The sequence below is a fragment of the Actinomadura alba genome (genome assembly GCF_014323705.1).
GTDB lineage: Bacteria > Actinomycetota > Actinomycetes > Streptosporangiales > Streptosporangiaceae > Actinomadura_C > Actinomadura_C alba.
The window spans coordinates 1-13,567 of sequence record NZ_JABVEC010000070.1 but is presented as its reverse complement, the minus strand read 5'-3'; the positions used below and the strand labels follow the sequence as shown (position 1 = coordinate 13,567).

Genomic DNA, 13,567 nt, shown 5'->3' with positions numbered 1-13,567 from the left:
CCCACTGTCCGTGCCGACCGGGACGGCGAGGTGTCCTTCCAGTGTCGTCAGGGCGGCGGCCAGGGTCAGCGGGACCGCGATCAATGCCGCGAGGGCGGGCACCGCGATCCCGGAGTCGTTCACGGCGAAGCCGATGATCGCCGTGATGAGCACGGCCAGAAGACCTGCGCGCAGGGCCGGCGCCTGCCGAAAGAGCGGTGCGAGCCGGCCATCGACGCGCAACGCGACGAAGGCGAGGACGAGCAGGGGGAGCGGCACGAGCAGCGTGAGCCAGACGTTGCCGAGCGAGTTCAGCATCGAGTCGGCCTTACGCGCGACGACCTCCAAGGCCTGGCCGTCGAGAAGCCGCTGGTAGAAGTCGCCGAAGTGGGTTCGCCGGTCGGCGGGCCGCAGGTGGTCGAGATACGCCAGGGCCGAGACGACGACGGCTCCCGTGGAGCCCGCCGCGACCATCCTGCGCGGTGTCACGCGCGTGCCCGTGGTCCACATGGCGAGCAGTACGACCCCCGGCGTGAGGGCGAGCACCCCGCCGAAGTCGCTTCCCCAACCGGGCCATCCGTCCACCACGATGGCGGCGGCGCCGACGACCAGCACCGACAGGAGGCCACGACGGCGGTGTCCGGCGGCGAGCGCGAGGCCGGCGAGACTCGCGGCCAGGATCAGTGCGGCCGTGGCGAACAGGGCGAAGGTGAGGTTGCCGAACCCGTAGAACCGTCCGGCGACGAGCGAGAAGTTGCCGTTCAGGCTGTCCGCCTGCAGATGTGATCCGCCGATCGCGTCCGCGGCCAGCGCCAGTGCGGTGACCGCGGCGACCACCGTGACGGGCCCGAGCGGGTGGCGCCGCCACGGTCCGCTCGTCGCGACCGCCAGGACGGCGAGGTCCGCGGCGATGACGCCGGCGACCAGTCCGCCGGTCGGATGCCGGAACGACCACCAGGGCACCAGGTTGGTGAGATAGGTCGCGGCGGGCGCCGCCGCGGCGGCGAGCGCGACAAGGCGGGTCACCGCGAGCACCGTACTCCGGCCGGCCCGTCGCCGCTGCCAGGCGAGCGCGGCGAGGACGTACGCGATCAGCTGGCCGCCGACGAGCGCAATGTTGAACGGCGCCACCAGGGCCCGGGTGATGCGAGCCGCAAGATCGCGGTCCCGCAGCGTCTTGATGGCGGCCGACTGCGCCTGGGGGCGAGCCGTGCCGCGCTCCCACGGTGAACCGGCCAGTTCCACCGGCGTCCGGGCCCCGGCCAGCCGGAGCACCGTGGGCGTCACGTCGGTCAGGGTGACCAGACCGGGCCTGCGCGTCGACGATGCGGTGAGGTAGGTCGCCGACCGTCTCGCGTCGTCGCCCCGCCAGGCGGTGACGGCGACCCGCAACCCCGGATCCCGCAGGTCGGCGATTCCCACCAGGAGGACCGTGGTGTTCGCCGGAATCCGGGAGAGCGCCATGCCCACCTGGTCGTCCACCCGAGCCAGCGCGGCCGCGCGCTCACCGGGCGCACGCGCGATGTCGTCGACGTCCACGACGGTCACCGGGCAGCGCGTCCAGCCGCTCCGCGGCATTCCCGCGATGGAACGCCGGTAGTGGTCGACCCGGCCCGTGGAGTCGGCCGCGGCGAGCGCGCCGCCACGCCCCACGGCGGCCGTGCACCCGCCGGCCTCGTCGACCGCGTCTCCGAGCAGTCCGATCCTGGCGGCGTACGTGGTGGCGGCGTTGTGCGTCCGCAGCTCGTCGAAGCCGGGGACGACCGCGCCCGAGCCATCGCGCCGCGGTTCGGGCAGGCGTTCGCAGCCGCCGTCCACCGGCTGGGCGCGGCTGCCGGCAGAGATCGTCAACCACCCGTCCGCCGGGCAGCTCAGCGGCTTGACTCCGCGTACGGCGATGTTGGCGATCGCCCCGTCGCCCGCGAGCCGCCACAGGACCGGGGTCGCCTGCGGCTTGACGTCACCCCAGCGCAACCCGGGCACGCCTATCAGTACGACGCGGCCGCTCGGCTCGCCGGTGGCGTGCGCGGCCGTCCCGAGCGAGAGCAGCCCGGCGAGCAATCCCACGAGCGCGAAGACCGTCATTGCCCCCCGGGTGGTCATCTCCCGGATTGTCCCTATCGTCCGTGGGGGATACAACCCCTGATCTCGTCGGCGCGGCGGGCGATCGGGCGTGACCTGCGGGAACCACGAAGCGCGGCCGGTGCCGGCCGCCGGCCACGCGTGGGAGGTCGCCGCCGCCCTGGCGATCGCTAGCCGACCGGCACCGCACCGGTGGGGGCGCGCATGCCCGCCATCTCCTCCGGGCCCTCTTCGCCGATGACCTCTTCGATCCGCATGGCCGTGCCCAGGGCGAAGAACGTCGGGGCCCATTCGCCGATGAAGATTCCCCACCGGTCGGCGCGGTCCACCGCCGTGCTCTCGAACTGATGGGACATCACCCACGAGACCACGGACGCGGCGATGGACGCGAACCCGGCACCGAACAGCATCGAAGAAGACACGCCCATCTTGCGCAATGTCCTGATCATGGCATCCCCCTGGTGATCAGCTTTTAGGTGGTATAGGCCGCTTACCCGGCCGTTTTCCGGATTAAGCCGCCGGGTCTGTCAAGTCGCCACCAACTCTCCACCGGCCCTGCGGGGCGTCAGCGCGGGTGTCGGCCCAGGTCACCCGAAGGGGCGGTGTTCGTCGGCGACACCGTCTGGGACGTGCAGGCGTGCACCAAGGCGGGTGTGCCGTGCGTCGGGGTGCTCACCGGGGGGTCTCCCGGCACGAACTCGCCGAGGCGGGAGCGGTCGCCGACTATCACAGCGTCGGGGACCTGCTGTGCCTGCCGGTTCGACGACAGCCCCATCACGGCGCACTGACGAACGGCGCACTGACGAGCGGACGGCGGCCGATCACCGGCGTCCCGAGGCGCCGGCGGTGACGTCGAGCCAGCTGGCGTGCAGGCGGGCGTAGACCCCGTCCTTCACGACCAGACGACGGTGCGGCCCACGTTCGACCAACCGGCCGCGATCGAGGACCAGGATCTCGTCGGCGCGCTCCGCCGTGGCCAGCCGGTGCGCGATGGTGACCGAGGTACGGCCCTCGGAGAGTGCCTGGAGGGCGTGGGAGAGTCGGGTCTCCGTGGCCGGATCCACCGAGGACGTCGCCTCGTCGAGGATGAGGCAGACGGGGTCGGCCACGTGGGCCCGGGCCAGCGCGACGAGCTGGCGCTCGCCCACCGACAGGTTCTCCCCGCGCTGGCCGACCCGGGTGTCCAAGCCGCGGGGGAGACGGTCGGCCCAGGCGTCGAGGCCCAGGTCGGCGAAGACGCGCCGGATCTCGTCGTCCGTGGCGGACGGCCGGCCGAGGGCGACGTTGTCCTTGACGGTGGTGTCGAACAGGAAGCCGTCCTGGGGGACCATGACGAGCCGGGAGCGCAGCGACTCGGTGGCGACGTCACGGAGGTCGATCCCGTTGACCAGGATCCGGCCCTCGATCGGGTCGGCCAGCCGGGTGAGCAGCTTGGCGAGGGTGGTCTTCCCCGAGCCGGTCGCGCCGACCAGGGCGACCCGGGAGCCGGCCTCGACGGTGAAGTTCACGTCCTCCAGCGCAGGGGCCTGCCCGGACTGGTAGGCGTAGGCCAGCCGCTCGACCGTGAGCGTCGGGGGCGAGGGCGCCAGTGGCGTGCCCGGATCGGGATCGACGACCTCGATCGGGATGTCGAGCAGATCGAGGACCTTGCGCCAGCCGGCGATCGCGCTCTGCGTGTGATCGATGATCTCGGTGAACTCGGTCACCGGCTCGAGGAAGAGGTGCACCAGGAGGACGAACGCGACCAGTTGTCCCGCCGTGAGACCGGCGCCGGGCCCGAGGACCATCCCGGTGACGATCACGCCGCCGATCGCCAGGACCGAGAACAGCTCTCCCGAGGTGAACAGGAAGGCCCCGATGACCCCGGCGCGGATCCTGGCCTCCCGCCAGCGGGCGATGGCCCTGAGGACCCGCCGGTCGGTGCGGCGCTCTATCGCGTACGCCCGCACCACGGCGGCGCCCTGTGCCGTCTCGGACACCACGGTCAGCAGGTCGCCGACCGTGGAGCGCACGAGGTCGTGCGCGTCGCCCAGCCTGCGCTGGAGCAGCCGCAGGACGAGGGCGAGCGGCACCATCACACCGACCAGCACGGCGGTGATGCGCAGGTCGTACACGGCCATGGCGACGAGGGTGGCGAGCATGATCGCACCGTTGACGATCCACGCGATCCCGCCCCACTTGAGGAAGACACTGAGCGTCTCCACGTCGGACGTGACCCGCGACACCAGCCTGCCCCGGTACTCGGCGGACTGATGGGCGATGCTCAGCCGGTGGACGTGGGCGAAGGCCTTGACGCGCAGCGCACACAGCGCCTCCTCGCTGGCCGCCACCAGACGCTTCTGCGTCACCCGGGTGACGACGGCGGTCGCCACCACCGCGACGCCGGCCATGAGGGCGAGCGACTGGACCGTTCCGAGGTTGGCGCCGCCGTCGGTGAGCCCGCGGTCGAGGACCTGCTGCACGAGGACCGGGATGGCCACCCGCCCGGCCCCGCCGAGGCAGGCCAGGGCGATGGTCCACCAGATACCCCGCCGGAGCTCGGGGCTGGCGCGCACACCCTGGCGCAGTACGGCGAGGGCGCCGGCGGCCACCGGTTCGTCACGACCGGTGGGCGTGAACGACGGGCCCGCCGTCCCGGAGGCGCAACGTCCGCCGCCGTCGCGTGGAGGAGTGGCGGCCGCGGTGTCCTCGTCGGCCGGCTCCGGCCTGACCTCCTCCGGGGCGCTCATGAGCCCGCCCGGTCGAATTCGTACGCCCGTACGAGCCGTTCGTAGCCGGGTGCGCGGGCCAGCAACTCCTCGTGCCCGCCCATGCCGGCGACCCGTCCGTTCTCGAGGTAGAGCACCGTGTCCGCGAGAGCGAGGGTGGCGGGCCGGGTGGCGACGACGACCCTGGTGGTGTCCGGCCGCTCGGCGGCCAGCCCGCGCAGGATGCGGGCCTCGGTGGTGGGGTCGACGGCCGAGGTGGCGTCATCGAGCAGCAGCAGCCGCGGCCGCCGGATCAGCGCCCTGGCGAGGGCGATGCGCTGGCGCTGGCCTCCCGACAGGGAGACGCCGCGCTCGCCGACGACAGTGGCGGGGCCGGCGGGCAGTGATGCCACGAACTCGTCGATCCCGGCGAGGCGGAGGGCGTCGGCGATCTCAGCGGCGTGGGCTCGGTGGCCGAGCAGGATGTTCTCCTCCAGGGCGGCGGCGAACAGGAACGGTTCTTGGAACACCGTGGCGCAGGCGGCGGCCAGAGCGCCCGGCGCGAGATCGGCCGTGTTCACGCCGCCCAGCCGGATCGTGCCCGGACCGGCGCGCAGCAGCCGGGCCAGGAGCAGGACGAGGGTGGTCTTGCCAGAGCCGGTGGAGCCGACCACGGCCATGGTCGCTCCGGCGGGCACGTGGAAGTCCACGCCGGCGAGGACCGGGGGACCCCCGGCGTAGGCGAAGCCCAGTCCCGACACGTCGAGGTCGAGCGGCCCGGCGGGCAGCCGGGCCGTACCGTTCGACGCCCTCGGCGGAGCCTGGTCGAGAATTCCCCGTACCCGCTCATATCCCGCCACCGAGCGGGGGATCTCGCCCAAGGCGTAGCCGAACGTCCGCAGCGGGAAGGTCAGCAAGGCGAACAGGTTGATGAAGCCGACCAGCGTGCCGGGCGTGATGGCGCCGCTGTCGACCCGCCAGGCGCCGGCCACCACGAGGCCGACGATGGCCAGGGCGGGGATCGTCTCGACGAGAACGTCGTAGGTCGCGTTCCTGGCGTGGACCTCGACCTTGGCGTCGCGCAGCCGCTCGGCCATCTCCTTGAAGCGAGCGCGCTCCGCCGCGTCGCGGCCGAGCGCCTTGACGACGAGGGCGCCGTCGAAGCTCTCGTGCGCCACCGCGGACACCTCGCCGAGCCGGGTCTGGGCCAGCGTCGCCGGCAGCTCGACCTGCCGCTGGTAGAGGGCGTTGACTGTCGCGAAGGCGGGCAGGATCAGCAGCCCGATGGCGGCCAGCAGTGGGTCGGTGACGAAGCTCCAGACGCCGGCGACGACGAAGAGCACCACCACGCCGAACGCGTGGCTCAGCTGGGATGGCATCTCGGCGGCCGCCTCGGGGTCGGCGCTGGCGTGGGCGAGGAGCTCCCCGGTCTGGTGTCTTCGGTGGTCCTCGAACGGCAGAGCCTGAAAGCGGCGCACCACCTGCTCGCGCAGGCTCGCGTCGAAGCGGACCTTGGCGACGATGGCCATCCAGCGGCGCAGGATGGTCGCCGACGCCTTGACGACGCCGATCGTGACGAGGGCGACGGCGGCGAGTGCGACGGTCCCGGTCGCGACGGAACCGTCGTCGAAACGAGGGGTCACGACATGGTCGACGACCTTCCCGAGCGCAATCGAGGAGGCGACGACCGATATGCCATAGAGGGCCGCGCCGAGCACCGCGAGGAGGAATGGCCTTGGCTGAAGCCGGACCATGGATTCCACCAAACCCGCACCGCGGCGCATGAGCCGCCCGGAGGGAACGGTTTTCGCTGATGTCATCGTCTGAGTCGCCGAGGTGCCATTCACCGTCACCGTTCTATCACGCGCAAGTGTGGAAAAGTATCTATGTGATGCCGGGCTCCCATGTACGTGATCGTTTAATCCACATTCGCAGTCCCACCTGTGCCCATCACCCTTCGCGATCGATACATCACAAAATAGGCGTTGACCTTCTTGCTCCGTTCACCTTAAATCAACGTGTCCGCCCAGCGGTGGCGGTCATGCGCTCTGCGGTGATTGGAGAGTTGTGCTCGGAGCGTTCGATCTCACGTTGCCAGGAAACATCACGATGGTCGGCAAAAGTGGTGGCCTGGGTGCGCCGGGTACCGGGATTCCGGTCTTTGCCCGCTTAGTGTGCAGGCCGAGAAGGCATAGCACCGTATCACGCTCGGCCGGTCCGTCCGACCGGCCGTTGTGATGCCACAGGTCGTCGTTCGGATTTGTCAGTTCAGCTGTCAGGAATTGCGGGGCGACCCCGTGGTCACCAGACCGCTTGGAACGTTACAAGATCATCCGAGCCATGTGGCATTTCTCGTCCTTTCGACGACCGGCTTTCGGCGCCGCGGAGTCGAACCGAGCCGCACGTCCATCCCCCGGCCCGACGAATGTTCTCCGCGACTCCTAGGAGCGACCTTGTCCGATTCCGCCGCCACGGCCGTGAGCCCGGTCAACTCCCACAATGAATGGGATCCCCTCGAAGAAGTGATCGTGGGCGTCGTCGAGGGCGCCACCTTCCCGCCGCGCCACGTGGCGGTGGAGGCGCCGCTCGACGAGCAGCAGCGAGAGATCTTCCGGTCCCGGGCGGGGACGCCGTTCCCGCCCGAGCGGATCGCCGCCGCGAAGAAGGAGCTCGACGAGCTCTCCGCGATCCTCGAGGCCGAGGGAGTGCGCGTTCGCCGTCCCGTGCCGCAGGACCAGCTACGGGAGTACGGCGCCCCGGGGTGGGCGAGCACCGGCCTCTACGACGCCATGCCCCGCGACGTCCTCATCGTCTTCGGCGACGAGATCCTGGAGTCGCCCATGGCCTGGCGCTCGCGCTACTTTGCGACGTCCGCCTACCGGCCGCTGCTCAAGGAGTACCTCCGCGGCGGGGCGCGGTGGGAGGCCGGGCCGAAACCGGAACTCCCCGACGAGCTGTACGATCTCGACTGGTCCGACGGCCCCGAGGGAGAACTGGGCCACTCCGTGGTCACCGAGTTCGAGCCGGTCTTCGACGCCGCGGACTTCATCCGCTGCGGGCGTGACATCTTCGCGCAACTCAGCAACGTCACCAACGACATCGGCATCGAGTGGCTGCGCCGTCATCTCGGTGACGAGTACCGGGTGCACATCCTGCAGTTCGACGACCCGCACCCGATGCACATCGACGCCACCTTGATGCCGCTGGCGCCGGGCAAGCTGCTCATCAATCCCGAACGCGTTCCCAAGGTGCCGGCGATCTTCAAGGGCTGGGACGTTCTGCACGCCCCCAAGCCGGTCATCCCGGACGAGCACCCGCTGTACATGACAAGTAAATGGATCAATATGAACGTCCTCATGCTCGACGAGCGGCGGGTGCTCGTCGAGCGCCAGGACGAGCCCATGATCACTGCCATGAAGAAGTGGGGGCTCACGCCCATTCCATGTAACTTCCGCAACTTCAACAGCTTCGGCGGGTCGTTCCATTGCGCGACCGTCGACGTACGTCGCCGTGGCAAGCTCGAGTCATATTTCTAACGTCATGAGCCGGGCGAGGCCCGCCTGTCGTAGGTCGATTCATCGCAACCAGAGATTGACCGGAGGTCCTGACTATTCTTGAATGACCTGGCCGCGGAGTTGTCCGGATAGGAACGTTCCACCTCTCACCTGTGATAACTACCCCTGGTGAGCGGATGAGCACGGATAAAGAGGTTGACCGGTGCGCCGTGCTCACTTTAAATCGGTGCTGAATACATTCCCAAAGCGATGCCGTCCGGCTCCAGGCAATGATCGACTGCTCCATCGGCGATGAGGGAGTCATGGAATCTGATCTGTCGAAGATCCGTGCCGAGGCGGACATCATGGAGGATGCGCCGAGGCAGCTTGAGGACACCGCCGCACCTGGCCGCGGCGGCCGTATCTGGCGGAGTTCACCTCTCGACGCGGTACTGCTCGGCCTGAGCATCGCCCATTTCGTGGCGACGTTGGTCATCGCGTTCCAGTGGGACGATCTCGGCCCATGGGGACGGGCCGGCTGCTTCGCCCTGCTGGTGGGCATGATGGTCTACAACATCATCGTGGTGTCGCATCTGTTCACCCACCAGCCGTGGTTCCGATCATCGAAGTTGAACGGGTTCGTGTCCATTCTGAACTCGGTGAACATCGCGCAGTCCGTGCAGGAGTACCGGATCAGCCACGTGCGGAACCATCACCGGTACAACAACGACCGGAGGGGACCCGACGGTACGACGAAGGACGTCACGTCGACGTACCGGTACGGCAAGGGCGACGATCACGCGAACGTGTTCCGGTACACCGTCGTGGGCGGCGTGCAGACGCTCGTGGACGTCGGCCGGGCACTGGTCGCGGTCCACCGCCTCTGGCGGGTCGGTGCCCACGAGACCCTGCTGCTCGAACTGACCTCCCGTACCCCTGGCAAGCGCTCCGCCGAACTGCGCCAGGTCCAACTCGACCGGACGGTGCAGTTCGTGGGGGTCTGCCTGCTGCTGGTCATCTCCTGGCAGTGGACGCTGCTCATCTACGTCCCGGCTGTACTGCTGGCGTTCATCGTGGTGAACGTGCAGAACTACTACGAGCACTACGGCGCGACCCCGGAGAACCGCTACGCGAACTCGGTGAGCCACTACGGCCGGATCTACAACGCTCTCTCCTTCAACGACGGCTACCACCAGGAGCACCATCTCCACCCGCCGACGCACTGGAGCCGCCTTCCCGTGGTGAAGAAGGAGCGCGAGCACGAGCTGAACGAGGTCGACCGGGTGATCTCGCCGGTTCCGGCGATCGTCGGTTTCCTGGACCGCAAGCGTGTTGTGAGGGGTCGGTAGTCGTGGTGAACGATGAGAGCCGCTTCGTCAAGCGGCACAAGTTCCCGGAGGACGTCCTGCGCGAGGCGCGGGCGTGCTCGCGCGGGGACAACTGGCACGGTCCGCTCGAGACCGCCGAGCACTGGGCGGTCATGGCCTTCTGGATCCTGCTGTCCTACTGGGCCTGGCAGAACGTCCACATGGCCCTGGCGGTTCCGCTGTACCTGGCCGCGGTCTTCTTCGTCGGCGGGCGGCAGCGCGCCCTTGCCGGAGTCCTGCACCAGGCGACGCACCGTACGCTGATGTCCAACTACAAGGCGGGAGCCGTCATCGGCGCGGTCTTCGCCGGCTACCCGCTCCTGCAGAGCTTCACGGGCTACCGTGCCTCGCACCTGGGCGAACACCACGGTCGGCTGGGCGACCCCGCCCGAGATCCCGACTACCTGCAGTACCAGCGGTATCTGCTGTGCGGGGAGAACCTCAGCCGCGAGGCGCTGAAGCGCCATCTGCTGACGATCGCGGGCCTGCGGTCCACGATGTCCTACATCGGCTACCTGCTGCGCGAGCGGATCTTGACCAGTGGTGAGAAGACCCGCGAACGCTGGTTCCGGATCGTCTTGACCGCGGTGGTCGTCGGGTTGGCGGCGGCGACCGGCCAACTCGACCTCGTCCTGCTGTACTGGATCGTCCCGCTCATCACGACGCAGGTCTGGCTCGGCTCGATCGCCGAACTGCTCGAGCACTACCCGGTGATCGAGACGGCCCCGCGGATCGACATCTACATGTCGTGGAACCGGCACTACAGCCCGATGGCCCGGTTCCTGCTGGGGGAGAGGGAGGGCGAGGGCTACCACCTCGTCCACCATCTGTTCCCGCGCGTTCCGCTCTGGCGGCTGAAGGAGGTCGACCAGATCCTCCTGCGCGACCCCGAGTACGCCGCCCTGCAGCGCCTCGAGGGCGTCTACGCCGCCATGTCGAGCATCTACGCGCTCCTGCCCGAGCGCAGGGGCGCCGTGGCCGGTGGCGCCATGACCTGAGGACGGCGGGGAAGCGGTGACGGTGCGCGCGCGGAGGCGCGGCGTCCGGCGGCGGTGTGCGGGCACCGCCGCCGGTCACTCGTGGGCCGCGCGCCGCTCGTGCCGGAGGCCGGCGGGGAACGAGCCAAGGGGTGAGCAGGTCGGCCGGAGCGCGAACGCCCGGGCCGCCGGTCACGTGGAGCGTCTTGTCGAGCAGGTAGCGCGAGATCCGACCCGCGGTCTCATCGGCCTTCTCCCGTCGCTCACGGCTCGTGGGGCGGCAGTCAAGTTTTCACCGGATATCCCGCACAAGCGGGTGAAAGCCGACGGCGTGCCGCGTGCGCTACGCCAGTCCGAGGGCCGCCCGGGTACCGGCGAGGTGCGTGCGCACGGCGGTGAGCGCCCGATCGAGATCGCTGGCGCCGACGGCGGCGGCGATCTCGGCGTGTTCGGCGAGGATCGTCCCGCGCCGGTCCGGGTCGCGCAGCGTGGACTCGGCGATCATCCGTACCTGCCGGTCGCGCAGTGAGACGTACAGGCCGGTGAACAGCTCGTTGCCCGCCGCCTTCACCAGTTCGGTGTGGAAGAGCCGGTCCTCCTCGAGGAACTCGTCGAAGCGGCCCCGCTCGCCCTTGTCGCGCTGCAGCTTCAGATGGGTCTCCAGGCGTACGGCGACCGCCTCGACCGTGGCGGGCCCGGTCCGGATCACTTTCTCGGCGGCGAACTGCTCGAGCACCTGCCGCGCTTCGAGAACCGACCGCACCTCGTCCGGGGAGACGGGGACGACGAGCGCGCCGCGCTGCGGGAAGAGCCGGAGCAGCCCTTCGGTCTCGAGCCGGAGGAACGCCTCGCGCACCGGCGTGCGCGACATCTGCAGCGCCTCGGCCACCTCGCCCTCGCTGATCAGCGCCCCGCCGGCGTAGCCGCCGTGCAACACGCGGCTCTTGACGAAGTCGTAGGCCTTGTCCTTGGCCGCCGCGGCACGGCGTCCGACAGGTCCTTGTGCGGCCACGGCTCCTCCAACTCGGTCCCCCCGGACCCGTTCATTATGGCCACCGAGCCGATGCCGTGCCGGAGTGCGGACGGCCCGCCCCGCGGAACCGGCGCCGGTTTTGCGGGGCGGGCCGTCGCACGCTAGGGCAGCATCCAGCCGAGCACGTCGGTCGACTGCAGGAAGACGAGGACGCACATCACACCCAGCAGCGCGATGCTCCAGCCGAACACCCTGCGGAACAGCTCTCCTTCGCGTCCGGCCAGCCCGGTGGCCGCCGCGACGATGGCGAGGTTCTGCGGCGAGATCATCTTGCCGAGGACACCACCCGAGCTGTTGGCCGCCGCGAGCAGCAGCGGGTCGAGGCCGGCCTTCTCGGCCGCCGTGACCTGCAGCGTGCCGAACAGCGCGTTGGCCGAGGTGTCCGACCCGGTCACGGCCACGCCGAGCCAGCCGAGAATCGGCGAGAGGAACGCGAACGCCGCGCCCGCGCCGGCGATCCACTGGCCGATCGTGATGGTCTGGCCGGACAGGTTCATCACGTAGGCCAGCCCGAGCACGCAGGCCACGGTGAAGATCGCCCAGCCGAGCTGACGCAACGTCCGCCCGTAGGTGCGCAGTGCCTCGCCGAACGGCAGCCGGAGGATCGCGATGGTGATGACGCCCGAGAGGAGCAGCAGGGTTCCTCCGGCGGCCAGCCAGTCGAACTTGAACGTCGTCGCGCTGGCCGGGGTGCCCGATGGGGAGAGTACGTCCAGACCCGGCCATGCGAACGTCTTCGTCGCACCGTTGAGGAACTCCTTGACCGGACCGAACTGGGCGATGGAGAAGACCGCGATGATGACTGCGTACGGGGCGTAGGCCCGCGCCACGTCGGCGGTGGCCGGGCGCTCTTGGAGCGCCGTGTCGACACCGGCCCGCTGCCCGGCGTGCTTGCCGCCCTTGCGTCCGCCCCCCTCGACCTCGTGCGCGACCGCGGTCGCCGTGGCGATCCGGTCCGAGACCTCAGCATCGTCGGTCTGCTCGCCGGTCAGAACGTCGCGCGGCTGCCAGAACTTCAGCAGCAGCACGATCGACGCGGTGCCCGCGAGCGAGGCGATGATGTCGGTCAGTTCGGCGGACATGTAGTTGGAAGCGATGAACTGGCCCACCGCGAACACCACGCCGCCGACCATCGCCGGAAGCCAGGTCTGCCGTACCCCGCGGCGGCCGTCCACGATGAACACGAGGACCACCGGTACGAACAGTGCCAGTACCGGCGTCTGGCGGCCCACCACCGAGCTCAGGTCGTGTACCGGCATGCCGGTGAGCTTGCTCAGCGTGATGATCGGCGTGGCCAGGGCTCCGAACGCAACCGGCGCTGTGTTGGCGACCAGCGCGACCGCCGCCGCCTTGACCGGGCGGAAGCCGAGCGCGATCAGCATCACCGAGGTGATCGCCACTGGAGTGCCGAACCCGGCCAGTGCCTCCAGGAGCGCGCCGAAGCAGAAGGCGATGATGACCGCCTGGATCCGCAGGTCCGGAGAGATCGAGCAGACCGACTTCCGCAGTACGTCGAAGTGGCCGGTGACCACCGTCATGTTGTAGATCCAGATCGCGTTCACCACGATCCACATGATCGGGAACAGGCCGAACGCCGCGCCTTCGATGGCCGCGTTGCCCGCCTGCATGACGGGCATGCCGTAGACCACCACGGCGACGACGAGGGCGACGCCCAACGCCGCCAGTGCCGCCCATTGCGCTCGCAAGCGCAGCCCGCCGAGCAGCACGAAGAGGGTGACGAGGGGCAGCACGGCGCAGAGCGTCGACAGACCGAGCGAGTCTGCCAGTGGATCCAGTACGGGTTGGTACATCGGGGGTCCCCTTGCACGCTAGGGCACTAGTCGGCTTCCGACATGCGGAAGCACTTGTTCGGATCTTGAAACATCAGGTTCATCATTACGACATGTGCCTCAGGTCACGTCAAGACACAACTGAGATACAAGTCGTC

Annotated in this window: 10 protein-coding genes; 4 read left to right on the top strand and 6 right to left on the bottom strand. The window is 69.5% G+C overall.

The features are described 5' to 3' along the window. Together HKK74_RS38480 and HKK74_RS38475 are read right to left on the bottom strand one after the other, a co-directional pair. Positions 1 to 2,082 (bottom strand): hypothetical protein (locus tag HKK74_RS38480; protein ID WP_187248373.1); only part of this gene is annotated, 2,082 nt, incomplete at its 3' end. Between the two features lie 149 nt (positions 2,083 to 2,231). After that, positions 2,232 to 2,510 carry a hypothetical protein gene (locus HKK74_RS38475; RefSeq protein WP_187248372.1) on the bottom strand — a complete coding sequence of 93 codons (279 nt, stop codon included), beginning with the start codon at positions 2,508 to 2,510 and terminating at the stop codon, positions 2,232 to 2,234. A 153-nt stretch (positions 2,511 to 2,663) separates the two neighbouring features. Between HKK74_RS38475 and HKK74_RS42100 the strand changes: the two genes are divergently transcribed. Then, entirely contained in the window at positions 2,664 to 2,849 is a 186-nt protein-coding gene (locus HKK74_RS42100) for an HAD family hydrolase (protein WP_344395605.1), read from the top strand. Between the two features lie 33 nt (positions 2,850 to 2,882). Here HKK74_RS42100 and HKK74_RS38470 read toward each other — a convergent pair whose 3' ends face one another. Continuing rightward, the gene (locus tag HKK74_RS38470; RefSeq protein ID WP_187248371.1) at positions 2,883 to 4,790 is read right to left on the bottom strand and encodes an ABC transporter ATP-binding protein; all 1,908 of its coding nucleotides are present in this window, start codon (positions 4,788 to 4,790) and stop codon (positions 2,883 to 2,885) included. Beyond that, positions 4,787 to 6,502, bottom strand: coding sequence for an ABC transporter ATP-binding protein (locus HKK74_RS38465; RefSeq protein ID WP_187248370.1), 1,716 nt, complete (start codon positions 6,500 to 6,502; stop codon positions 4,787 to 4,789). Before HKK74_RS38465 ends, HKK74_RS38470 begins: the two co-directional genes overlap by 4 nt. A 699-nt stretch (positions 6,503 to 7,201) precedes the next feature. On the opposite strand from HKK74_RS38465, the gene HKK74_RS38460 reads away from it, so the two are divergent. The 3 genes from HKK74_RS38460 to HKK74_RS38450 all read left to right on the top strand — a co-directional run bounded on the left by HKK74_RS38460 (position 7,202) and on the right by HKK74_RS38450 (position 10,607). Then, a complete protein-coding gene (locus tag HKK74_RS38460) occupies positions 7,202 to 8,284 on the top strand; it encodes a glycine amidinotransferase (protein WP_222723257.1) in 1,083 nt (360 codons plus the stop codon). A 281-nt stretch (positions 8,285 to 8,565) separates the two neighbouring features. Beyond that, positions 8,566 to 9,591, top strand: coding sequence for a fatty acid desaturase family protein (locus HKK74_RS38455; RefSeq protein ID WP_222723256.1), 1,026 nt, complete (start codon positions 8,566 to 8,568; stop codon positions 9,589 to 9,591). 2 nt (positions 9,592 to 9,593) lie between these two features. Next, positions 9,594 to 10,607 carry a fatty acid desaturase gene (locus HKK74_RS38450; protein WP_222723255.1) on the top strand — a complete coding sequence of 338 codons (1,014 nt, stop codon included), beginning with the start codon at positions 9,594 to 9,596 and terminating at the stop codon, positions 10,605 to 10,607. A gap of 322 nt (positions 10,608 to 10,929) precedes the next feature. Here the strand turns inward: HKK74_RS38450 and HKK74_RS38445 are convergent, their stop codons facing one another. Both HKK74_RS38445 and HKK74_RS38440 read right to left on the bottom strand, forming a co-directional pair. Then, on the bottom strand, positions 10,930 to 11,598 hold the full coding sequence (locus HKK74_RS38445) for a GntR family transcriptional regulator (protein WP_187248369.1): 669 nt from the start codon (positions 11,596 to 11,598) through the stop codon (positions 10,930 to 10,932). Between the two features lie 122 nt (positions 11,599 to 11,720). Beyond that, the gene (locus HKK74_RS38440) at positions 11,721 to 13,430 is read right to left on the bottom strand and encodes an L-lactate permease (protein WP_187248368.1); all 1,710 of its coding nucleotides are present in this window, start codon (positions 13,428 to 13,430) and stop codon (positions 11,721 to 11,723) included. Positions 13,431 to 13,567 lie beyond the last annotated feature (137 nt).

Excerpts from the sequence above, each read along its gene's own strand:
- HKK74_RS38470 (WP_187248371.1), bottom strand. The coding sequence starts at position 4,790 with ATGAGCGCCCCGGAGGAGGTCAGGCCGGAGCCGGCCGACGAGGACACC.
- HKK74_RS38475 (WP_187248372.1), bottom strand. The coding sequence starts at position 2,510 with ATGATCAGGACATTGCGCAAGATGGGCGTGTCTTCTTCGATGCTGTTC.
- HKK74_RS38465 (WP_187248370.1), bottom strand. The coding sequence starts at position 6,502 with ATGGTCCGGCTTCAGCCAAGGCCATTCCTCCTCGCGGTGCTCGGCGCG.
- HKK74_RS38440 (WP_187248368.1), bottom strand. The coding sequence starts at position 13,430 with ATGTACCAACCCGTACTGGATCCACTGGCAGACTCGCTCGGTCTGTCG.
- HKK74_RS38455 (WP_222723256.1), top strand. The coding sequence starts at position 8,566 with ATGGAATCTGATCTGTCGAAGATCCGTGCCGAGGCGGACATCATGGAG.